The following is a 21,472-nucleotide window of genomic DNA, read 5'->3' as shown; positions in this document are numbered from 1 at the left end:
TTCCTGCTGTATGTTGTGGGGAGCTACACTCCCCACGCCCCTAGTGGACTTCACGCTCCCGTAAACCAAGTGCTTCACGGGAGCGTGAAGTTGCAAAAAGGGTGGCGACCTTGAACTCTTTACCAACCGCTACATTACCGCCTTATGATTTCTTTCTACGGCGTTTGAAGTAAAGCATACCGCCAAGCCCTACGCAGGAAAAACCGAGCATGGCAAGATAAGCATAGATATTGGTATTGTCGCCTGTTTTTGGGCTGTCACTTGTCTTAGTAACCGTAGATGGTGTATCCGGCGTGTCGGTATCCTTTGGTGTGTCTGGGATTTCCGGCACTTCCTTGATTGTCACAGTCTGTCCATCGTCTGTAATGTCCTTATGTTCCGTCACTTTCTTTGGTTCGTCTGGATTGGTCATATCGTATAACTCCTCAAAGGTAACAAGGTTTTTACCACCAAGAGAAGAACCATCAAAGGTAAAGGCAATCTCAACCGTCATTTTTTCATTGTCGGCTGTAAACTCATAATTATTGGATACTTTCTTTCCATCAATCAGAAGTTCTGCATTTTTCTCTTTTAACATCTGCCAGCCGGAAAGTTTGTATTTTGTTCCAACTTCCAGACCATCTAATGTGACTTTATCCACAATCGTTACATCTTTTCCGGCTTCGATTTCTTTCTTGCCGTTCTTGTCCGTAGCGGTCGTATGGATTTTGATGATACGTTCTGTGATAAGAACAGTCTGTCCATCATCGTTGATGTCTTTATGTTCGGCAACCTTGACAGGCTCTTTCGGATTGCTCATATCGTACAATTCCTCAAAGGTAACAAGGTTCTGACCACCAAGAGCTGAACCATCAAAACTGTAAGTAATCTTAACCGTCATTTTTTCGCTGTCAGCAGTAAAGGTATAATCACTGTCTACACGTTTCCCATCAATGAGAAGTTCCGCATTTTCTTCCTTTACCATCTGCCAGCCGGAAAGTTTATATTTTCTGCCTGTTTCCAATCCATCAAGTGTGACTTCGTCCACGATCTTGATGTCTTTTCCGGCAACAATCATCTTTTCGCCTGTTTTCTTGTCGGTAGCTGTGGTATGGATTGTGATTTCTTTTTCGTATTCATCGGTAAGCGTACCTAAATCAATGGTCACTTTATTTCTGGATACGACTATCTCAAAAGCTGGAATCAGCTTAAATCCGGCGTTGGAATCACACTTTAATTCCTCAATCACATAAGTATCATAAAGTAATGCACCTTTGCTGTCGTCTGGTTCAGAAGTTCCAAACCATACACCGTCCTCACTGGATTTTCCGGCATTAGTATTGACCTTATGGGAAGCCCAGCTTGAAGCAGTGGAGAACTGACCGTTGTTGTCAGTAACTACAATATGGGATTCTCCCGTTGTCTTGCTTGTAATTCTGAATGGAACACCTGCAAGACGTTTGTGTGTACCTGCACCGATTTTTACACCCTCAATATCGCCACGTTTAATCTGGTTGTAGACAGAGTGAGATTTGTCGGTCAAGTCCACGATTTTTCCATCTTCCGTGATAGAAAAGTCGATTGTTTTTGCACCGTCTGTCAAGTAGCCCTCTGGTGCTTTGCTTTCTTCTAATCTGTAATTTCCGTAAGGGAGTAAGTCAGCAGAAGTAGAAGCGATTCCGTCAATGCCTGTCTGAATCTTCTTTACGGTTTCATTCTTGCTGTATAATTTTCCCTCAACCAGTACAGGACTGTCATTTAAGGAAATGATATTAAATTCTGTGTACTGTAAGGTAGCACTTCCCTGTGCTTTGGTATCCTTTGTTTCAAGGTCACGTTTCTGGATTTTTACACCGCCACAGATAACCTTGTCGGATACGGAATACTGATTGCTTCCAGAAAGTACGGCAAGTTCGCTATCTTCGGAAATCTGTGTAAGGTATGTTCCCTTAATCTGTTCGGAACTTCCGTCAGCCTGCATATATGCACCATCTAATAAGTAGCCGTTTGGTGCTTTTGTTTCTGTGACAGTGAGTGTACCAAGTGGCAGTACATTTTTACCGTCCTGTGTATAGAAGCTGTCGCCGGATACTTTGTAGCTGTCGGCAAGTCTGGATACATAATGGATAGTTCCGTCACTGTCTTTTTCGGCAACGGTTTTCGTTGTCCATGTACGGGTAGCTTTTGCAGGTAGATTATCTGCATTGTAGTATCCGTCATAATAGCTCCATGTGAACTCTGCACCCTCTAAAGAAGCAGTTCCCTGTGGAGTAGATTTTCCTGTTTCCATGTCGATTTTAAATAAATCAATCAAAGTTTCTGTGACTTTTGGAGTATCAGCAACAGTCAAAGTCGCTGTTTTTCCAACTTCCACATTTAAGGAATGAACAGTAGAATCCAACTTGTAACCTTTTGGTGCGGAAAGTTCTTTGATGTAAACTGTTCCGGCTTTTACCTCAACTTCTTTGGTATCGCCGTTTCCATCGGCAGTAAGTGTGGCAAGCTGGCTGTTACAGCCCTTATCAGAATAGACACCAAATGTCGCACCCTCAAAGGAATAACTGGCGTTACCATCTGTGACCGTGGGATTGGAAGAAGTCTTTTTGACTTTTGCATTTCCTACATTTAACTTCGCCCAGAACTGTCCGATGTCCTGTCCTTCGCCAGTGTAGATGTAACCACCACATTCATAGCGTCCTTTGTTTTCTTTCACAAATGCTTTCGCACCAGCGTACACTTCATTCTGTACCGCCTGTGAGATTTCATTATAGGAAGCTCTGACGTTGTCGCACTGCCAGCCGAGCTGTTCGCTCAATCTCTGCCAGACAACACACTGTTCCAGCAAATACTTCTGGTTGTTATTCAGCCCTGTATGAGTAGCGGTATATTGCTTGACGTACTCTAAGGAAAGAGCAACGTCCGCAATCTGATCACTACTCATTCGTGTACTTGCGTCAGACCTTGTTTTATATCCATTCTTGAAATTGGTATTGATGTCCACGCAGTAGGCAGTTTCGCCCTCAACTTTCATGTGTCCCTCATGGAACGTAGATTTGATAGAACCATCATTCATAATTTGTTCAATGTAGCCGACACGTTCTGCTGATTCTGTCCAGTATTGATTGCCGGAAGCATGAACCGCCGTCACTGGTAATGCCGTGAGAATGGTTGCAAAAGCAAGCGTTCCTGTCAGCAATCGCTTTACTAGCTTATTCATATTTTCTCTTTCTCCTTTCGATTTTGGGTATGAAAAAAGACGCTCATTTCTGAACGTCCTTTAACTTAATTAAATTCAACCTAACGGGTATCTTGTTTCCATGTGATAAATGATTTTAAATACGATTGTAACAAATTATCAGTAATTCCCGAAAAAGTGGTTGGTTTGCTAACAGCCTGCTAACACTCTAAAGGATATAATTGAATATTAGAGTTTATTAACAGAGTCGTTGTGCAAGCCCCTTTTCCGCTTTTTGGGGCGTTAAACGTCCCTTGCAGGATAATCGAACTACTGCATACTAACCGCCACAGGGAACTCCTAAGCGAGGGGTCGGAGGTTCAAATCCTCTTGGCGACGGGCTTCAAAGCGTTCGAAAATGTTAGCTTGATTAGCTGACAACGAACGCTTTTGTTATTTTCTAATCACGTTCGTGACACAAAATTCCATTCAAAATGATCAATTTCCAGCTAACGCAATCCGATTTTTGTTAGCTGACAGCTAATCAAAATTACCGGTTTGCAAACATGGGTTTTAGGAAGTCCAGCTAACATTTGGGTTCCGCTCTGTTGTCACCCCTTATTCGGGGATGTAAGTAAAAAATTTGAATAGATTTTGCCCAAAAAGTTATAGGACGTTTTTCCATTGTACTGATAACGTTTTCCTTGCGTACAATGGAAATATTGGTGTAAAATGCAATTAGTTCTTAACGTAATTTTAAATTATTGAAGATGACGAGGTAACCGCGAATGGAAAAAAGAAGTAGCGCTTCTAAACAAATAAAAAAATACAGTTTGATTGTTGGATTACTTGTTTTTATTGCATCCTTTCTTTTTGGATATATTAGTTTAAAGAACCTGGAAAAAGGGAAAAAGACAGCTGCCACTTATACTGCCCAAAGTACAGTAAGACGAATCAATGCACAATTGAATCAGTATGTTGAACTTTCAGAGTTTCTTGGAAATGTAGTTCTCGCAGGATATAATCTGGATCAGACTTCATTTTCAGAATTGGCGGAAATGCTTCCAAATGAGAATGGTATTGTGAAAGCTTTTGAACTTGCACCGAATGGAGTTGTTACTGATATTTTTCCACAGCAGGGAAATGAGAACGCATTTGGAATAAATATGCTGACAGATCATAACCGTAAGGAAGATGCAAACCGTGCGAAAGAAACCGGAAACTATATCCTTGGCGGTCCATATAGATTAAAACAAGGAGGAACCGGCGCTTTACTGTTCCATCCGGTTTATAAAAGTGATTCTATTGACAATGACTCTTTTTGGGGATTTGTAATCATGGTCATTGACTGGGATAAATTTATAGATGAAATAGGTTTGGAGCGATTAAATGAAGCTTCCTATTGCTATGAGATATGGACAACCGATGATACTACAGGCAGCCGGGTTGTTCTGACTCAAAGTCAGGAACACATACCTAAGAACAATCTTACAGTAGAATGCGAGATTCCTAATGATACATGGTATGTAGATATTGTACCAGACGAAGGCTGGATTTCCATTTATCAATGGATTGCTGTTATTGCCATTTCCTGTATAACGTCCTTAATGAGCGCCACTATTTTTAATCAGGTGCACAGTAAAAAATATCGTGAAAACCAGTATGCAGTGGAACTGAAAAAGTCCGCTGAACAAGCAAGAGAAGCAAGTGAGGCAAAAACTCGATTTCTGTTTAATATGAGCCATGACATCCGAACCCCGATGAATGCGATCATTGGGTTTTCAGATCTTCTCGGAAAGAATCTTGACAACGAAGAAAAGGTACGAGAATATTTGGGAAAAATTAAGTCTTCCGGCAACATTCTGATGACAATCATCGATCAGGTTCTGGAAGTGGCGCGTATTGAAAGTGGAACTTCTATATTAAAAACAGAAGCAGCAAATTTGAGCGAATTATTTTATTCGGTAAATACAGTATTAGAATCTGATATCCAAATGAAAGGTATCCACTGTTCTATCGATACAAATGTTCAACATAAATATGCATTTTGTGATAAGACAAAGCTCCAGGAAATATATTTAAATATCATGAGCAATGCCATCAAGTATACTCCTGACGGTCATGCGATTCATGTGACTATTAATGAGACGAATTTCGATGATAAAAAAGCACGGTATGTATTTGTCTGCGAAGATACTGGAATTGGAATGGCCTCGGAATACCTTCCACATATCTTCGATGAATTTTCCAGAGAACATACAGCTACGGAGAATAAAGTCAGCGGTACAGGTCTTGGTCTTTCTATCGTGAAATCCTTTGTCGAACTGATGAATGGTAGGATTCATGTGGAAAGTAAGCCGGGAAAAGGAACAAAATTTACAGTAGAAATCCCGCTGGAACTTGCTTCTGAAGGAGATATATGCAAAAAAGAACTGCCAGAGCAAACATTTATGACCGATAAGAATATTGGAAAGCGTATTCTTCTTGCAGAAGATAATGAATTAAATGCTGAAATTGCGATGGAGCTATTAAAAGAAAAGGGCTTTCTGATCGACTGGGTCAAAGACGGTCAGGAATGTTTTGATAAACTGGAAGAAGCGGATGAAGGATACTATGATCTGATTCTTATGGACATTCAGATGCCAATCTTGAATGGCTATGATACAACCGCAAAGATAAGGCAGATGGAAAGCCCGAAAAAAGCATCCACACCGATCGTTGCCATGACCGCAAATGCCTTTGAAGAAGATATTGCGATGGCACAAAAGGTTGGAATGAATGGATTCATTGCAAAACCATTAGATGCGGAAAAGATGTTCACTATATTAAAACAGAGTATTGTAGGGAATTAGTTATAGAATTAAGAGAGACTATGAGAAAAAGTCTGTAAATACGCTTCTTCTATGATATGTAAGGGTGGCAAGCCTGAAAATCAGGCTTCTCACCCTTGTTTTATATATAACAGTTGTTGAATGGCATGTCAAGAGCAGGCGGTTTTCCGCCCGTCTTATCCGCCTGTTTATTCGTTACTCTGGGAGGCGTCCTTCGTACATAATACTCAGTTCACCATACACCTGTGCCCAGTTGCGGATCGTACTGGTCCATTTCTTCGTAGCTTCAAATGTGGCAAGATACAGTGCCTTTAATAGAGCTGTATCGCTTGGAAATACGCTTCTCTGGCGATTCAGTTTCCGGTAGGTAGAATTCAGGGATTCAATAGCATTTGTAGCGTCATAATTCCGATTGCGGAAGAGACTGGAAAATGTTATTCTTATCATAGGCAGTGGAGCTTTCTTAGTTCAGTTGTTTCGTGTGGTAACTTAACAATAACGGATTATGGAAAGTAATTCCACTGCTTTTTTAATAAAAATAAAACTGCGCCACAGCCTTGGCAGGCCATCGCGCAGCGATTTTGTTCAATCGGAATTTGTTAAGTTGGTAGTAAATTTTTGCAATAATGAAGGTACTGTTGCTGATGAAGTCGATCCGGAACTTCTGGCAAAAGTATTGGCAAATCCAGAGATACGGGCGTTGCTCAATTCGCTGGCAAAAACGATGAAGTAATAAATTCTATATCCAAATGAGTATATTTATTGTGCATATGGAGAATTTATCTCCATCAAATCTATTGAAATCTCCATCATTTAGCATTAAAATGATGGAGATAAATTCAAAATGAAGGAGATTTCAATGAAAAATTTTGATTATATTACAAATCCTGCGAAGTTGCTGACACCTGAAATTGTTCAGATGGTTGGCAGTATTCATGAGCATAAAGGTAAACAGGAATTATTTCTGGAAGCAAACATAGATGAACTGAAAACACTTCTGGAAGTTGCTTTAATTCAAAGTACGGGAGCATCTAACCGAATTGAAGGTATATTTACAAGTGATAAACGTTTGGAAGAACTGGTAAGTCAGAAAGCAGAGCCACGTAATCGGTCTGAACAGGAAATTGCCGGCTACCGTGAAGTGCTTGCTACGATTCACGAAAGTTATGAATATATCACTCCAAGACCAAACATTATTTTACAGTTACATCGTGATTTATATTCTTATTCCCAAGGAAACATCGGTGGTACCTATAAGAATTCAGACAATGTAATTGCAGAAACCGATGCCGAGGGACACCAGAAAGCTCGTTTTATTCCAGTTCCAGCTTTTCAGACTGCAGAAGCAATAGACGAACTTTGCGCTCATTTTCTTGAAGCATGGGAAGCAAATCTCATTGATAAACTGATTTTAATCCCCATGTTCATTCTGGATTTTCTGTGTATTCATCCTTTCAATGATGGAAATGGTAGAATGAGCCGTCTGTTGACTTTATTGTTGTTCTATAAGGCTGGATATATCGTTGGAAAGTATGTCAGCATGGAAATGCTGATTGAAAAAACGAAAGAAACATATTATGAAGCTCTTCAAGCAAGTTCTGTCGGTTGGCATGAGGATGAAAACAGTTATGAGCCTTTTGTTAAGTATTATTTAGGTATTATGCTGAAAGCATACAATGAATTTGAAAACCGTGTAGAACATTTGAAGTATCATAATCTTTCCAAGCCGGATAGAATTAAGGCGGTGATTGATAATAAGGTCGGTAAGATAACGAAGAAGGAAATTATGGAACTATGCCCTGACATAAGTAAGGTTACCGTTGAAAGAACACTGACGGATTTAGTTAAAAGTGGGTATATCGCAAAGGTCGGTGCAGGTCCATCCACCGGTTATGTCCGTATTTGAAAAATTATTTTCAAATAAATTACTTGTTTTGCTTTTAATTTCGATAAGAAGCATATTCTTCTTTTACGGCCTGTAATTCGTCAGGATGCGATGCTAAATGAATGATAGCATTTATGACAAAAACGGATACTTAATTTATGGAACGATTCCAACCCAATTTCCAGAAGAAACTATCCTCACGTCGAATACACCGCGAATGATAACCGGATCAAATCGAAAATGGATGATATATGACAGCGTTTACACTTACGGTGATGATGACGAAATATGGGTACGAGGAATTACCTCTGTACATTCTATAGAACTTTTCATGCAGACATCCGAGAAAATGCTGTTGATTGTATTCCCATTACTCATTATTCTGATCGGGGTCATCGGATATTTTATGATCAAGCGGGCATTGAGACAGGTGGATCTTATCTGCGATGAAGTTGAAAACATCAGCAATGGAAAAGATCTTTTCAAACGATTGTCTCTGCCAAAAGCAAAAGATGAATTATACGAATTGTCGGAGAAATTTAACGAAATGTTCGAGCGCTTGGAATTTTCGTTTGAGAAGGGTTCATTATTCAATGTGAAGGTTTGGATGAAGCTACTGGTGAAAAAGAAAGGCCCGTATCCGTTCTGGATATGAGCCTTGTAAGAATTGTAATCCGTAGATTTTACAAGTAAAATCTCTCCAGTTTTGTTTTAAAAAATTGAATTAATGGACCGTTGAAGCAGGCATTTATAATTGTACCAATCCCTACTACCGACCAGATTCCCGCCCCAGATGCAGTGGCAAATATGATTCCGATAATCACGACAACAACATCCGAAAGGATCCTTGCTTTATGGAATGGAATTTTCTGATGTGTAAGTTTCTCGATTATAATAGCGACACTGTCATATGGGGCGATTCCCATATCTGCGACCATATATAATGCCACTCCCATGGATGCCATCAGCTGAGCAAGCAGCAGTGCAAGGATACGCAGTGGCAGATTCATCTGAATCTGCACTACATCATTTGCTACATAACAGATAAAATCTGCAATATATCCGACAAATACCATATTGATAATGGTTCCCGCACCAATGCAGGATCTTGCCTGAAAGAATACAACTACAAGAATGATTGCATTGACAAGCAGCTGCCACGTTCCAAAACTCCATCCGATAAATCCGCTGATTCCAAGATTCATTGCACTGAATGGATCCACGCCAAATTGTGAAAGTCGTAAGAAAGATACACATAATCCAATAAACAATATTCCCAGTACCATTCCGCCAGTTCTTTTTGTCTTCGTCATGCTCTATCTTCCCTCCTGAACTTTTTTGCCTTTCAGCATATATATTCTAGATTCAAAATCGGTACAATGAGTCACATTTCCTGGCACTTCACCAGCTGTCACATCAGATGTGATCAATCCATAATTCATCAATTCATCTCCGTAATTTTCTGTATGATTCCATACATTTTCATAAACCATATCCGGGTTCAATCCCTGTAATCTGACACGGCTATACGGCTGATTCACTCCATTTAAAACACGATAGTAGCCTACGATTGCAAGCGTGCGGTCTTCATTTGTCACCATCCATACCGTCTCATTTCCTTCAAATGGACTTTTCAGACGATAAAATATTCCAAACTGCAACACTTCTCGGTATTCTTTCATAAATGCGATTTGTTCTTTTACTTCTTTGATCTCTTCTTCTGTCAATTTGTTGAGATCCAGTTCATATCCAAAAGTTCCAAAGTATGCTACATTCGCTCTTGTATGTAATGGAGTATTGCGAAATACCTGGTGATTCGGGACAACAGACACATGGCTTCCCATACTGCTGAGCGGATAACACATAGAAGTTCCGTACTGAATCTTCAGACGCTCAATTGCATCCGAATCATCGCTTGTCCATCCCTGCGGTGCATAATACAGCATTCCCGGATCAAATCTTCCGCCACCGCTGGCGCAGGATTCAAATAATACTTCTGGAAACTCATTTGTCAACCGCTCGTACAGATCATATACACCCAAAATATAACGATGGAACACTTCTCCCTGTCTGTCTGAAGGAAGTTTGCTACTATAGCATTCCGTAATGCTTCGGTTCATATCCCATTTAATATATGAGATTTTCGATTCCGATAATAACTTTGTCATCATACCATAAATATAATCTACTACTTCTTTTCTTGCGAAATCGAGTACATACTGATATCTGCCGTGTGATGTATTTCTTCCAGGTGTCTGTAAAATCCAGTCTGGATGTGCTCGATAAAGATCAGAGTCTTTATTTACCATCTCCGGCTCAAACCAAAGGCCGAATTTTAATCCAAGTGCTTCAATTCTTTCTGACAGACCTTTGATGCCATTTGGCAGAAGTTCTTCATTTGCCACCCAGTCGCCAAGACCGGCTCTGTCATTTCTTCTCGCACCAAACCATCCGTCATCTAAGACAAACAGTTCTACTCCACATTCTTTTGCTTTCCCGGCAATCTCTACAAGGCGATCTTCTGTAAAGTCAAAATAAGTTGCTTCCCAGTTGTTATTTAAAATCGGTCTTGCCTTATCGCGCCAATACCCTCTTGCGAGTCTCTTTGCATACAGCTTCTGGAATGTCTGACTCATGCCATTTAATCCATTTTCACTGTAAACCAGAACTGCTTCCGGTGTCTGAAAGCTTTCTCCCGGTTCTAATTTCCAATCGAATCCTTCTGGATTGATCCCGGCTGTAATTCGTGTCACATTATGTGTATCTACCTCTGCCTGCATACGGAAATTTCCACTATATACAAGGCTTATTCCAATTGCTTCTCCTGCATTCTCATCTGTGTTGTGACGTTTTAAAGCAAGGAACGGATTATGTTCGTGAGAAGAATTTCCGCGCATGCTGTCGATAGCTGTTATGCCTTGCTCCAATGTTCGATTCTTAATATAGCGCTCTCTGGACCACGCACCGGACAACTGCATCCATTCATAATCCTTATCCGGAAGATCCAGGCTTAAGCTCATCATATTTAATACATGCAGATTTTTCTCACCAGCATTTTCAATATAAGCACTTCTTGCAATTGCACTATATTCATCAAAAATCGTATATAAAAGTGCCAGTTTTGCACCAGTCAGAGCATCTTTCAGAAAGATGCGCAATGTCTGTGCTTCCCCTTCGGACTCCGTATATGTTGCCGGCAATCCGGAGAGTTTCGGTTTTCCGTCAATGATCTCATAGCTTTCATATTGGAACTCACTGATTCTGCTGCCATTTTCCTGCAACAATTCAATTGCCGGATGTCTGTAATCTGTCGTACCGTAAACCGGATATTCCTGTCGGATATGTTCCAATGAAAAAGTACGATCCCACTCATATATATACGATGTCATTGGGCGTTCACATTTCTCAACCAGATAAGAAAAATCTGCTTTATCATGAAGTCGTTTTCCAAAATATAATTGTCCCAGATGTCCATTTTCTAATACACATAAGATATAACTGATTTTTTCATTGTATAAATGGAAAGTTTTTGTTTCCTCGTGAAAAATAATCTGTCTCATATACTACCTCTTTTACAATTGAATTGTTGTCTCTTAAGCTGTCTGCTTTTTCGCATGCATTTCATTTACTTTTCTTGTGATTTCTTCCATCTTCTCACCTTTTAAAGTGTAGTATTTTTTGTAAATACCAAAGCTTGCACATGCAAGAATGATTGGAATCACAAGCATTAACACGCGAATACCCATTACGGTCGCTGCGCTCTGAGTTACCGCTTTTGCGTTGTATCCTACAATCTGAAGACCAATTCCTGTTAATCCACCTGCTACTGCCGTAGCTGCCTTCATAAGAAATGTCTGTGCAGAGCATGTTACGCTTTCATTTCGTACACCAAATTTTACTTCTCCATAGTCGATAACGTCTGCCATACAGCATGTTGTTACTCCAAGTGAAAGACCTGATCCGAAGAAAAGCAGTGCACAACATACAACAACTAATACATTACTCTGTGGTGCTACATATCCTGCTGCACCGAGCAGTACAAATCCAGCAATTGGAAGTCCACATGCAAATGCGTATACCTTTTCACGGCTAATTTTTGCTGCGATTTTTGGGAAGCATAAAAGTCCTGCCATCTCAGCAATAATTGCAAATCCAAAGATAGAATACAGATATTCATCGTGGCATACACATTTGAAATAATACACAGCAAAGCTTTTTGCAATCTGTGTACAAAGGTTAAATGTCAAAAGTAATCCGATAAATGCAAGCAACTGATCATTTTTTACAATTACATGAAATGCCTGTTTCAGACTTGTCTTTTCTGCTGATATACCTACTGTTGATTCCTCTTTTACATTAAATACAGTAATTCCGATTGTAACGATGAAAATAACTGCGATAATAATTGCAAAAAGTGTATATCCTTTTTCTGCGTAGAGATTGCTCTCGCCTGCTGCTTTATTCAGGTAATTGATAATATAAAGCCCAAATGTTGCTACTGAAAATCCTGCAAGACTTGCGAAAAATCTTGGAATTACGGAAACTTTCTCACGTTCACGCGGGTCATTTGTCAGGTTAGGAAGCCATGACCAGTAAGGTACATCCATGATCGTATAAGTCATTCCATATAAAATGTACATAACGGATACATATACGTACAATGCTGTTCCTGACAGGTTAAAACTGTGGAATAACAAAACAAATACAACTGAATTTACCAATGTTCCGATTACAAGCCAGATTCTGAATTTACCAAAACGTGTATGTGTATTGTCAACGATCATTCCCATCATCGGGTCATTGATCGCATCCCATATTCTTGCTACCAAAAACAGTACGCCGACAAATGCCGGTGCCAGATACAAAGTATCTGTAAAATAAAGCATTAAAAATGCTCCTACTAAATTGCAAATCGCATCTTTGCCGATTGCTCCAATTCCAAAACATAATTTTTCTCTTGTAGACGCATATTTATATTGCGGATTTTTCTGAGTTTCTTTTTGATTTTCCATGATTCTCCTCCTCTAATACTCTTTTGTTTATTTGTTATCTGAGTGAAGAAACCTGTGCACTTGTTCCTTATATCTGCTGATACTAGTATAGCGTACAAAAAAAGACATCCGTTATACCTTTTTGTTAAGTATTATATCTCAAATGTTAGGTATCGGATGTCTTTTTCAACATTTCGTCTATTCTTTTTCGACTTCTCCTACATAAATTTTTTTATGTTTCTTGTATTCTTTCAGTTCGTTTTGTGCACTGATCAATCGTTCTCGGGCAGCCTTTCTGTTATCATTACGATATTGGGTCGGCGTCATTCCCATTTTCTGTTTAAATACTTTGCCGAAAGCAAGTGAATTGCGATAACCACAAGAAACTGCGATTTCCTCCACAGATAGATCTGTAAGTGCGAGCTGCTCCTTTCCTCTGGAAATTCGAAATTCCGTCAAAAATTCTTTCGGAGAGATTCCAAGACTGTTCATAAATATTGTATATAAATAACTTCGATTTAGTGCCAAATAATTTGCTATATCTTCCACTGTGATTTTCTGTGAATAGTAATTCTTTATATAGGCAATTGCTTCCTGCACATGTATGCTTTCTTTTGTATCATTCGAATATTGCTGAATTTCAATCCCACGAGCCAGTACTGAGAAAAACTGATAGAGCTTTCCCTGGAGATAATAAAGATTTTCTGCAGTTGAACACGTATGATGAAGCATTTCAAATACAATTTCTTTCAGTTCTTCTCCATATTCACACTCGCATGTAAGCTGACGACTGTTCAGTCCGAGATCTCTGACAAATCTCTGTGCCTCCGTACCACCAAATCCTACCCAAAGGTAAGACCATGGGTCCGTTTTATCTGCCTGATAAAAGGTAAGGCTTTCCGGTTCAATCAGAAAGGCCTGTCCTTCTTTCAGCGGATACTTCGTTTCACCTACCTGATAGATACCTTTGCCCTTCATTACATAATGCAAAATATAATTGGGTCTTGCGGCTGGCCCGTAGCTATGTAATGGCTTGCATTCTGCAAATCCGCAGAAACACAAATGAAAATCTTTAAACTTTGGTTTCAACAGTTGTAATACGTAAGAATCTTCCATAATCTGTATCCTCTCTTAATCCCTAAGAACACAAGCACTTTCCAGTCATGCTTACTTTTGCTGTTGCTCACTCAGCAATAGTTAGTTTAACCGTTTTCCTTATTCTATCACAGTATCGTGTTATTCTTCCATCAGTTTTCAAACCAAGTATTAATATGAAAATAGATCATACGCTCTGTTTTTTTGCAATATTTTATTATCTTGCGAATTTATCATTGTAACGAATATGCATATCTTTCCAATCCATAAACAATACGTAAAATACCTTTCCGTATTGCGAGTTCTCTACAATTCTTCCATGATCAAGCACAGAAAAATAAGTTCCGTCAGCTTTTCGAAGATGGAAGTGAATATAGTCATTTTCATTACCACTGTCAATCTGTTCCCAGATACTTGATTCTATCTGTTGCTGTTCATCTTCCCGGATCAAGTTGCGAAAACTTTTCTTAGTAAGTCTGAACAGTTCATCTATATCTTTATATCCTGACATATGAAGAAATTCATCATTTGCAAAAAATAGTTCATCATCTTCTTTGTCAGCTCTGTATATGATGAATGCACCTGGAAGATGTTCAGAGATATCCTTGAATGCGAATCCAAGCTGTTTGCGGGCACCTGACCGAAATCCTTCTCTGTAGACCATACATCCATTTTTTCCATGAAGCTTTATTTCATAAAGAGCGGCATCTGCGCAGCGCATGAGTTGTGAACGATTGGATGCAAACGTTGGATATTCTGCATATCCTAGAGAAATATAAAATGCATGTTCCTTACCATGGTATGAGAATGATTTAGGAAGTTTGGTGAATTTCTGCAGCTGTATATCTGCTTCTGCAAAGGTACAATTTGGTAAAAGAATGCAGAATTCGTCACCACCATTTCTTCCAAGTAATGCATCGGATGGGAAAAAAGTCTTCATGCTGTCTGCAAGATTCTTTAGTGCCCTGTCTCCATAATTATGTCCATAGATATCATTAATAAACTTGAAATCATCGATATCAAGGAGCGCAGCCACAAAATGTGCTTTTGGATTTTTTTGAATCATTTTTTCTGCAAATTCATCAAATCCATAGCGGTTATAAATATTTGTAAGAGAATCTGTGCGCGCCAGTATCTGAAACTTTTTCTTATGTTCTTTTGCTACTAACCATACTCTGGTAAGAACTGACAGGAGAAGGCTTATTGTAAGAAATATTCCGATGATGATTATCAGTAATGTGGCATTTCTCCATCCACTTTTAGGAGTTACTTCAAATTTCCAGTTTTCATCTCCTATTGTAAATGTATAAGAAACAGGATGATTTATTTGCCCATCTGATTGATAAACCACTTTATAAGTATCACTCCATGGAGCGTCTGTTTTTGAAATTTTGTATTCGTATCCAAAACTTGAAAGTGCACTGATTGAATCTGAAAAAATATCCGGAACACGCAGGATAACAATAGTAAATCCCCAGAAATACTCATGTCCGTTTTTATCTTTCAGGTATACGGGATTGCGGACTGCAATTCCATATCCTCCCTGTTTTAATTTGAAGGGGCCCTGCGTAATGATTGTATGGTTGTCTCTTGCGTAACAGGAAATTTTTCCGCGGTCTTTATCATGGATCAAATCAATCTTACCTGCCTCCTTTTCATTAGCCGGATAAATATCTGTAACAACACCATTAGGAGCAAGCTGTACACTTTCAATAGAATCAGACATAAGATTTCCTGCAATTGTTTCAAACTGATGGATTTCGCCATCTTCACTTATTAAGATTTGCTTCAAGGTATCTGTGATCTCAATTCCATTTGTAATTTCATTCTTTATTCGTTCGCCATAGGTGGCTACATTCAATTGTGCTGTTATGTGTCTCTGCTCTTTTTCGTGGGCGTCTGTTTTGTATACAATCAAACTAACAAGGCATATGCCCAGTAAAAAAATGATAAGAGGCACAAGTGTTTTCTTTTTCACTTGGTTCACCTCATTTTGTCCATGGGAATTATTATAATAAAGCATTATATCACAGAAGTTGAAAAACAGAATAAGTTTTATGAAAAACGGACTGTGCATAATCCTTATACATGAAATGAAAGAAATCCTTGGTGATGAAGTCGATCCAAAAGACAAAAGAAACATATTATGAACCCCTTAAACCCAACCCTCAAGTTTGCCCCTCAAACCATTATTAATGAAACGGATCAAAAGCTCTGTTCTTTCATGAGTGAAAGTCTGTATACACGTCTGCCGGTTTCTTCATAATGCTGATCCAGAAGATCACAGGTTGTCTGGAGATCGTTAATCCGGATGGCCTCCAACAGACATTGGTGTGTCCATACTGCAGCGCTTCCGTTATAAGAGGTATTTTGATCCGGTGTGTTTGGTTCTAAGCATTTGGCATTCTGAAGCGTTTCAGCATCTCCGCTTAACTGTCCAAAGCGATTAGCATTTTGAACCGAGAGGAACATGGCACCATTCAGTGGACTCAGCAGCTCCCACATTTTGGTCAGTCGGTTAAGCTGGGCAGAACGAATGATCTGCAGGTGGAATGTCTCATCTGCACGAACAGCCTTCATAGTATTGCCTTCGAGAATAGCCTTTCGAAATTCTTCAATACTGGCTTCCATTATCATGAGACTATAGTCACTAAGGAGGCAGTTACTTTTTTGGATTGCCAGTTTTTCAAGGCTGCCGCGCAGAAAAAAGACTTCATAAGCGTCTTGTGGAGAAAGCAGTGCGACTGTACATCCTTTGTTAGGACAGTAATCGACTAAACCTTCGACAGCGAGCTGTCGGAGTGCTTCGCGCACAGGACCTCGGCTGAGTCCGAATTTCCGGGCAATTTCAGCCTCTACCAGTTTTTCTTGAGGCTGAAGGATTCCATTGATGATCTGCTCCCGCAGAGATTCAAGAACAATTTCTGATGTAGTAGTATTTGATGTTTTTCTTTGTTTCTGCATATTTACCTCATAAAATTTTCAGAATAAGTATCCGTTTTCGATAGGTACGCTTGGTTCATAGTAGAACATACCGCCAATTTCTCGCATGTTTCATTTCCTTACTAATTAATAGAAAAAATTATACGGATGTCTTTTGTCCGTTAGCAAAAAACTTATTATAATTATAGTGGATTGTTAGCAAAAACGAAAGCACTATTTTCCCGCTGTTAACATTAAGTTGAAATTGTTGACAATCATATTTGCATGGACTATACTTGGGTTATCAAGAGTAGCTCAAAAATTCTGCATTGTCATAAAAAAATCCTAAAGGGGAATAGGAAGCAACGCAGTAATTGATGGATGTCGGACTGTCTGGTTTCCGAATAGTCCGATTTTCAGCTGAGAAGAATAATTATAGTAGGAAGGAGAGAACTTATGAGACTTACAAATTTGACTTGGCCGAAAGCTCAAGAATATTTTGAAAAAAACGATATGGTACTTATTTCTATCGGCAGTATTGAGTGTCACGGCCGTCATATGCCGCTTGGAACCGACACACTGATTCCGGAGCATTTGTTGGAGAAAATCGAGAAAAAGAGTGATGTTTTGATTGCTCCGACCATTCCATATGGTTCCTGCCAGTGTTTAGCTCCATATCCGGGTACAATTGATATTGACAATGAGGTACTCTATCAGTTTTGTCGCCAGATTTTTCTGAGTCTGTATCGTCACGGCGCAAGAAAATTCGTTTTCCTGAACGGACATGGCGGAAACATCAAGATGATTGAACGCCTTGGCATGGAATTCGAAGATAAGGGCTGTCTGGTGGCTATGCTTAACTGGTGGCTGATGGCATGGGATATGAACCCGGCGTGGAAAGGCGGCCACGGCGGTGGTGAGGAAACAGCTGCGATTCTTGGAATTGATCCGTCTTTAGTTGATAAGAGTGAGATAGGTGGTGAACTCCAGTTTAAGCACCTGTCTGATAATCTGAAGACAACCGGTTTCCGTTCTGTTGAGTTCAAGGGAGTTAACGTTGATATTATACGCAATACTCCGCATGTAACAGACAACGGCTGGATCGGACCGGATCATCCGAGTACCGCTACAGAAGAGTGGGGCAAGGAAATGCTTGAGACTACAGCAAACTATATTGTTGATTTCATGGAAGAATTCAAGAAAGTAAAACTTTCATAAAGAGGTGTCATAATGGATAAAAAAACAACATTGGAAATGATTGCAGCAATTTCAAATGCAAACGGTACATCCGGTTTCGAAGATGAAGTGGTTGCAGCGATTCGTCCTTACGCAGAAGGACTCGGAGAAATTACAGAAGATCGCATGCGCAACCTGTATATCCGCCGTAAAGAAAATAACGGCAAACGTCCGGTTGTTCAGCTTGACGCACATAGTGATGAGGTTGGTTTTATGGTGCAGGCTATCTGCCCGAACGGAACTCTCCGCATCATTCAGATCGGAGGTTGGGTTAACCACAATATTCCGGCTCATAAAGTCTTGGTTCGCAACCGGTTCGGAGAATATATTCCGGGGCTTACTGCCAGCAAGCCTCCGCATTTCATGACAGAGCAGGAGCGTAAAGCACCTCTGGATATGAAAGATATCACGGTAGATGTTGGCGCTGTTTCTAAAGAAGAGGCGGTTGAAAAGTTCGGCATTCGTATCGGTGAACCCGTAGTGCCGGATGTAACATTTACATATTCAGAAACCACAGATCTGATGGTTGGCAAGAGCTTTGACTGCCGTCTGGGATGTGCGGCAATTCTTAAGACTATGCATACCCTGGCTGGTCAGGAGCTGAATGTGGATATTGTTGGCGCTTGTGCAGCACAGGAAGAAGTTGGTGTACGCGGTGCCACTGTAACAGCACAGGTAATTAAACCGGATATCGCAATTGTTTTTGAGGGATGCCCGGCAGATGATACCTGCGTTGAGTCGTATATGGTTCAGACAGCTATCAAGCGAGGACCGATGCTGCGTCACATTGATGCCCGTATGATCACCAATCCACATTATCAAAGATATGCACTGGATCTGGCAGAAAAGCTTGGTATTCCGGTTCAGGATGCAGTTCGTAGTGCCGGTTCAACCAACGGTGCAGCTATACATCTGACTGAAAAAGCGGTTCCGGTTATCGTTATCGGAGTTCCGGTTCGCTATGCACATACACATTACGGAATTTCAGCTTATAGCGACTTTGATAACGCTGTTAAGCTGGCATGCGAAATTCTTAAAAGACTTGACGAAGAGCAGGTTATGAGTTTTTAAATACAATACATAAAAGAAACAAAGCATTTTCGAGACATACTAACAGAGAATTGTATTGCTACGCTTGAATGTTACCTAAATCATAAACAAAGCATTCGGAAAACCTCAGAGCTAGCAGAAGGTTAAACATGGAATCCTGATAAATAGGAATACACCAAAAAAAATAGGGGCTGCCGCACTAATGCGACAGCCTCATTTAGCATACATCTTCAGTAAATGAATTATTCCTGATCAAGTATGGACTGAATTTGTTTCATTAATTGCTCGTAGTTTGATTGATCATCGATTCCGCCCATGAAAGGTTCGCCAACGATATTTCCGTCTTTATCTACGAGAACTGTTGTCGGGAATGCCATAATGTTTCCTGCATATTTTCCAACTGTTGAATCGGAGTCGAAAGTCAGGTTTTTGTAGGAAGCTCCCTTGGCCTTCAAGATTTCTTTCGCTTCTTTGATACCATCCTGATTATCATCTAATGTATCTGTATTGATACCAACAACTTCACCGCCCATTTTCTTAATTGTATCATTTAATTCATTCAGTTTAGAAAGTTCTTCAACGCAAGGCTTGCATCCACTGAACCAGAAGTTTACAACCGTAACTTTATTTTTGGTGAAAAGGCTTTCATCTACATCGTTACCATCCAGGTCTTTCCCTTTGAAACCGTGAAACACACCTGTAGAGTCATCTGTGCCGGAGGAACTACTGCCGGAAGGATCAGCTGCGGCAATTTCTTTTTCAAGTTTTGCAATTTCTTCTTCAATACCGCGGATCGTTTCAATGTCTTTACTCAGAGTAGCATATTCTTCTTCGGAGAAAGAATCTTTATTTGATTCTATTATATTTGCAAGAAAGTCCGCATAGTTTTCATTCTTGGTATCATCGTCAATGTTCTTGCTCATAAAGCCAAATGCTTTGTCCCACACATCTTTGTGATCTGCAAAGATCTGGTTTTCCTGTTGGTAAAGGTCATTCAGCTTTTCATTCAGATCACCCGAACTGCTTGAATCTGTTGTGGAAGTATCTTCCTGCTTTGAGCTTTCAGTTGTTGCGGAACCGGATGAAGTTTTGCAACCTGTGAATGCAAAAAGAATGAAAACGGCAAGAGATGCCGCAATTACTTTTTTTAATTTCATTGAGTTTGTTCTACTTGTTTTGTTTTTCATGATTTTTAATCTCCTTTTGAATATCATTTGATTCATTTTTGCTTATTTATTGTCAGCCTGTTTCTTGCCTGAAAATCCGTAATGATAGCAGATCGCATTTGTCGGACAGGCTTTCATACATGCTCCACATCGGATACATTCCGGGTGATCCGGTGTGTCTACTACATTTACATCCATTTTGCAGGCATGGCTGCATTTTTGACAGTTAACACATTTTTCAGGATCCACCTTAATCTTAAGTAATGATATTTTGTTAAACAGCGAGTAGATGGCACCAAGCGGGCAGATCCACTTACAGAATGGGCGGTAAAACAAAATGCTTAAGATAATTACAAATACAAGGATTGTAAACTTAAACGTAAATAAGTGTCCGAGTGCCGCGCGGATTCCCGAATTAACAAGTGCCAGTGGAATTGCACCTTCAAGTACGCCTTGTGGACATATGTATTTGCAGAAGAATGGATCGCCCATCCCCAGCGAATTAGTCACAAATGCCGGAAGCAGTATAACAAAAACGGCCAGAACCGCGTATTTCAGATACCGCAGGGGTTTTAGTTTTGCAGTAGACAGTTTCTTACCCGGAATTTTATGCAACAAATCCTGAAACCATCCAAACGGACAGAGAAAACCGCAGATAAATCGTCCTAACAGAACTCCCAGCAAGATAAAGAATCCGGTGATGTAGTAGGTGAACTTGAATTTTGATGAACCGACTACAGCCTGGAAAGCTCCAATCGGACAGGCACCTGTGGCAGCCGGGCAAGAGTAGCAGTTCAGTCCGGGTACACATATTGTTTTTACCTTTCCCTGATAAATTTTCCCTTTAAACAGATTCGGAATATGAAGATTGGTCAGCAGTGTTGCAGCTGCCTGAAACCATCCGCGGAAACGAACCAGGAAGTTCTTGTTTGATTTTAATTTCTTATCCAATTCCGACACACTCCATACATAATTTTATTGCCTTACTGAGTACAGTTGCAGCTTCTCCACGGTAAATCCCGACAAGGAAAAATACAAGACCGGCTGCAAGTAAAAAAGTTTGTGTTGCTTTTTCTGATTTCATTAAGATACCACTTGTTACTGTAAATAGTAACTGCTCCTTTCAATGTTATTGCTCAAAG

General features: G+C 39.9%; 16 protein-coding genes and 1 pseudogene. 6 read left to right on the top strand and 11 right to left on the bottom strand.

Going from position 1 to position 21,472, the window contains the following annotated elements; all coding sequences use genetic code 11:
* Positions 1–142: 142 nt before the first annotated feature.
* Positions 143–3,196, bottom strand: a complete 3,054-nt coding sequence (locus tag NQ556_RS16215) for a VaFE repeat-containing surface-anchored protein (protein WP_118011300.1) — start codon at positions 3,194–3,196, stop codon at positions 143–145.
* Between the two features lie 746 nt (positions 3,197–3,942).
* Between NQ556_RS16215 and NQ556_RS16210 the strand changes: the two genes are divergently transcribed.
* On the top strand, positions 3,943–6,006 hold the full coding sequence (locus tag NQ556_RS16210) for an ATP-binding protein (RefSeq protein ID WP_204575748.1): 2,064 nt from the start codon (positions 3,943–3,945) through the stop codon (positions 6,004–6,006).
* Between the two features lie 174 nt (positions 6,007–6,180).
* On the opposite strand, the pseudogene NQ556_RS16205 reads toward NQ556_RS16210, so the two are convergent.
* Positions 6,181–6,384: pseudogene (locus tag NQ556_RS16205) on the bottom strand (transposase); the annotation flags it as partial.
* 106 nt (positions 6,385–6,490) lie between these two features.
* Here NQ556_RS16205 and NQ556_RS16200 point away from each other — a divergent pair.
* From NQ556_RS16200 to NQ556_RS16190, 3 genes are all read left to right on the top strand, one after another.
* Complete coding sequence (locus NQ556_RS16200; RefSeq protein ID WP_243426626.1) at positions 6,491–6,718, top strand: hypothetical protein; 228 nt, start codon at positions 6,491–6,493, stop codon at positions 6,716–6,718.
* A 111-nt stretch (positions 6,719–6,829) separates the two neighbouring features.
* On the top strand, positions 6,830–7,891 hold the full coding sequence (locus NQ556_RS16195; protein WP_008371273.1) for a Fic family protein: 1,062 nt from the start codon (positions 6,830–6,832) through the stop codon (positions 7,889–7,891).
* Positions 7,892–7,988: 97 nt separating this feature from the next.
* Entirely contained in the window at positions 7,989–8,525 is a 537-nt protein-coding gene (locus NQ556_RS16190) for a HAMP domain-containing protein (protein WP_008371270.1), read from the top strand.
* Between the two features lie 28 nt (positions 8,526–8,553).
* On the opposite strand, the gene NQ556_RS16185 is transcribed toward NQ556_RS16190, so the two are convergent.
* The 6 genes from NQ556_RS16185 to NQ556_RS16160 all read right to left on the bottom strand — a co-directional run bounded on the left by NQ556_RS16185 (position 8,554) and on the right by NQ556_RS16160 (position 16,920).
* Positions 8,554–9,183: a YczE/YyaS/YitT family protein gene (locus NQ556_RS16185; protein WP_008371268.1), complete on the bottom strand. Its 630-nt coding sequence runs from the start codon at positions 9,181–9,183 to the stop codon at positions 8,554–8,556.
* Between the two features lie 3 nt (positions 9,184–9,186).
* Entirely contained in the window at positions 9,187–11,430 is a 2,244-nt protein-coding gene (locus NQ556_RS16180; protein WP_008371266.1) for an alpha-galactosidase, read from the bottom strand.
* A gap of 33 nt (positions 11,431–11,463) precedes the next feature.
* Complete coding sequence (melB, locus tag NQ556_RS16175; RefSeq protein ID WP_008371263.1) at positions 11,464–12,882, bottom strand: melibiose:sodium transporter MelB; 1,419 nt, start codon at positions 12,880–12,882, stop codon at positions 11,464–11,466.
* A 177-nt stretch (positions 12,883–13,059) separates the two neighbouring features.
* The gene (locus tag NQ556_RS16170) at positions 13,060–13,977 is read right to left on the bottom strand and encodes an AraC family transcriptional regulator (RefSeq protein ID WP_008371262.1); all 918 of its coding nucleotides are present in this window, start codon (positions 13,975–13,977) and stop codon (positions 13,060–13,062) included.
* 196 nt (positions 13,978–14,173) lie between these two features.
* Complete coding sequence (locus NQ556_RS16165; RefSeq protein WP_081445244.1) at positions 14,174–15,934, bottom strand: diguanylate cyclase domain-containing protein; 1,761 nt, start codon at positions 15,932–15,934, stop codon at positions 14,174–14,176.
* Positions 15,935–16,161: 227 nt separating this feature from the next.
* Complete coding sequence (locus NQ556_RS16160) at positions 16,162–16,920, bottom strand: GntR family transcriptional regulator (RefSeq protein ID WP_055155945.1); 759 nt, start codon at positions 16,918–16,920, stop codon at positions 16,162–16,164.
* 414 nt (positions 16,921–17,334) lie between these two features.
* Between NQ556_RS16160 and NQ556_RS16155 the strand changes: the two genes are divergently transcribed.
* Together NQ556_RS16155 and NQ556_RS16150 are read left to right on the top strand one after the other, a co-directional pair.
* Positions 17,335–18,096 carry a creatininase family protein gene (locus NQ556_RS16155; RefSeq protein WP_008371256.1) on the top strand — a complete coding sequence of 254 codons (762 nt, stop codon included), beginning with the start codon at positions 17,335–17,337 and terminating at the stop codon, positions 18,094–18,096.
* A 12-nt stretch (positions 18,097–18,108) separates the two neighbouring features.
* Positions 18,109–19,185 carry a M42 family metallopeptidase gene (locus tag NQ556_RS16150; RefSeq protein WP_008371255.1) on the top strand — a complete coding sequence of 359 codons (1,077 nt, stop codon included), beginning with the start codon at positions 18,109–18,111 and terminating at the stop codon, positions 19,183–19,185.
* A 221-nt stretch (positions 19,186–19,406) separates the two neighbouring features.
* On the opposite strand, the gene NQ556_RS16145 is transcribed toward NQ556_RS16150, so the two are convergent.
* The 3 genes from NQ556_RS16145 to NQ556_RS16135 are packed head-to-tail and all read right to left on the bottom strand — an operon-like array spanning position 19,407 to position 21,414.
* A complete protein-coding gene (locus NQ556_RS16145) occupies positions 19,407–20,351 on the bottom strand; it encodes a TlpA disulfide reductase family protein (protein ID WP_044998834.1) in 945 nt (314 codons plus the stop codon).
* 42 nt (positions 20,352–20,393) lie between these two features.
* On the bottom strand, positions 20,394–21,281 hold the full coding sequence (locus tag NQ556_RS16140; RefSeq protein WP_008371250.1) for a 4Fe-4S binding protein: 888 nt from the start codon (positions 21,279–21,281) through the stop codon (positions 20,394–20,396).
* Entirely contained in the window at positions 21,274–21,414 is a 141-nt protein-coding gene (locus NQ556_RS16135) for a CD1871A family CXXC motif-containing protein (protein ID WP_008371248.1), read from the bottom strand. Before NQ556_RS16135 ends, NQ556_RS16140 begins: the two co-directional genes overlap by 8 nt.
* Positions 21,415–21,472: the final 58 nt, after the last annotated feature.

Origin of the sequence: Coprococcus comes ATCC 27758 (assembly GCF_025149785.1) — a bacterium.
Taxonomy (GTDB): domain Bacteria; phylum Bacillota; class Clostridia; order Lachnospirales; family Lachnospiraceae; genus Allocoprococcus; species Allocoprococcus comes.
The sequence above is the reverse complement of the archived record's forward strand: the minus strand, read 5'-3'. Positions and strand labels throughout refer to the sequence as shown.

What these genes read in the sequence shown, in the direction of transcription:
- NQ556_RS16215 (WP_118011300.1), bottom strand. Translation starts at nt 3,196, where the DNA reads ATGAATAAGCTAGTAAAGCGATTGCTGACAGGAACGCTTGCTTTTGCA.
- NQ556_RS16210 (WP_204575748.1), top strand. Translation starts at nt 3,943, where the DNA reads ATGGAAAAAAGAAGTAGCGCTTCTAAACAAATAAAAAAATACAGTTTG.
- NQ556_RS16200 (WP_243426626.1), top strand. Translation starts at nt 6,491, where the DNA reads ATGGAAAGTAATTCCACTGCTTTTTTAATAAAAATAAAACTGCGCCAC.
- NQ556_RS16195 (WP_008371273.1), top strand. Translation starts at nt 6,830, where the DNA reads ATGAAGGAGATTTCAATGAAAAATTTTGATTATATTACAAATCCTGCG.
- NQ556_RS16190 (WP_008371270.1), top strand. Translation starts at nt 7,989, where the DNA reads ATGAATGATAGCATTTATGACAAAAACGGATACTTAATTTATGGAACG.
- NQ556_RS16185 (WP_008371268.1), bottom strand. Translation starts at nt 9,183, where the DNA reads ATGACGAAGACAAAAAGAACTGGCGGAATGGTACTGGGAATATTGTTT.
- NQ556_RS16180 (WP_008371266.1), bottom strand. Translation starts at nt 11,430, where the DNA reads ATGAGACAGATTATTTTTCACGAGGAAACAAAAACTTTCCATTTATAC.
- melB (WP_008371263.1), bottom strand. Translation starts at nt 12,882, where the DNA reads ATGGAAAATCAAAAAGAAACTCAGAAAAATCCGCAATATAAATATGCG.
- NQ556_RS16170 (WP_008371262.1), bottom strand. Translation starts at nt 13,977, where the DNA reads ATGGAAGATTCTTACGTATTACAACTGTTGAAACCAAAGTTTAAAGAT.
- NQ556_RS16160 (WP_055155945.1), bottom strand. Translation starts at nt 16,920, where the DNA reads ATGCAGAAACAAAGAAAAACATCAAATACTACTACATCAGAAATTGTT.
- NQ556_RS16155 (WP_008371256.1), top strand. Translation starts at nt 17,335, where the DNA reads ATGAGACTTACAAATTTGACTTGGCCGAAAGCTCAAGAATATTTTGAA.
- NQ556_RS16150 (WP_008371255.1), top strand. Translation starts at nt 18,109, where the DNA reads ATGGATAAAAAAACAACATTGGAAATGATTGCAGCAATTTCAAATGCA.
- NQ556_RS16145 (WP_044998834.1), bottom strand. Translation starts at nt 20,351, where the DNA reads ATGAAAAACAAAACAAGTAGAACAAACTCAATGAAATTAAAAAAAGTA.
- NQ556_RS16135 (WP_008371248.1), bottom strand. Translation starts at nt 21,414, where the DNA reads ATGAAATCAGAAAAAGCAACACAAACTTTTTTACTTGCAGCCGGTCTT.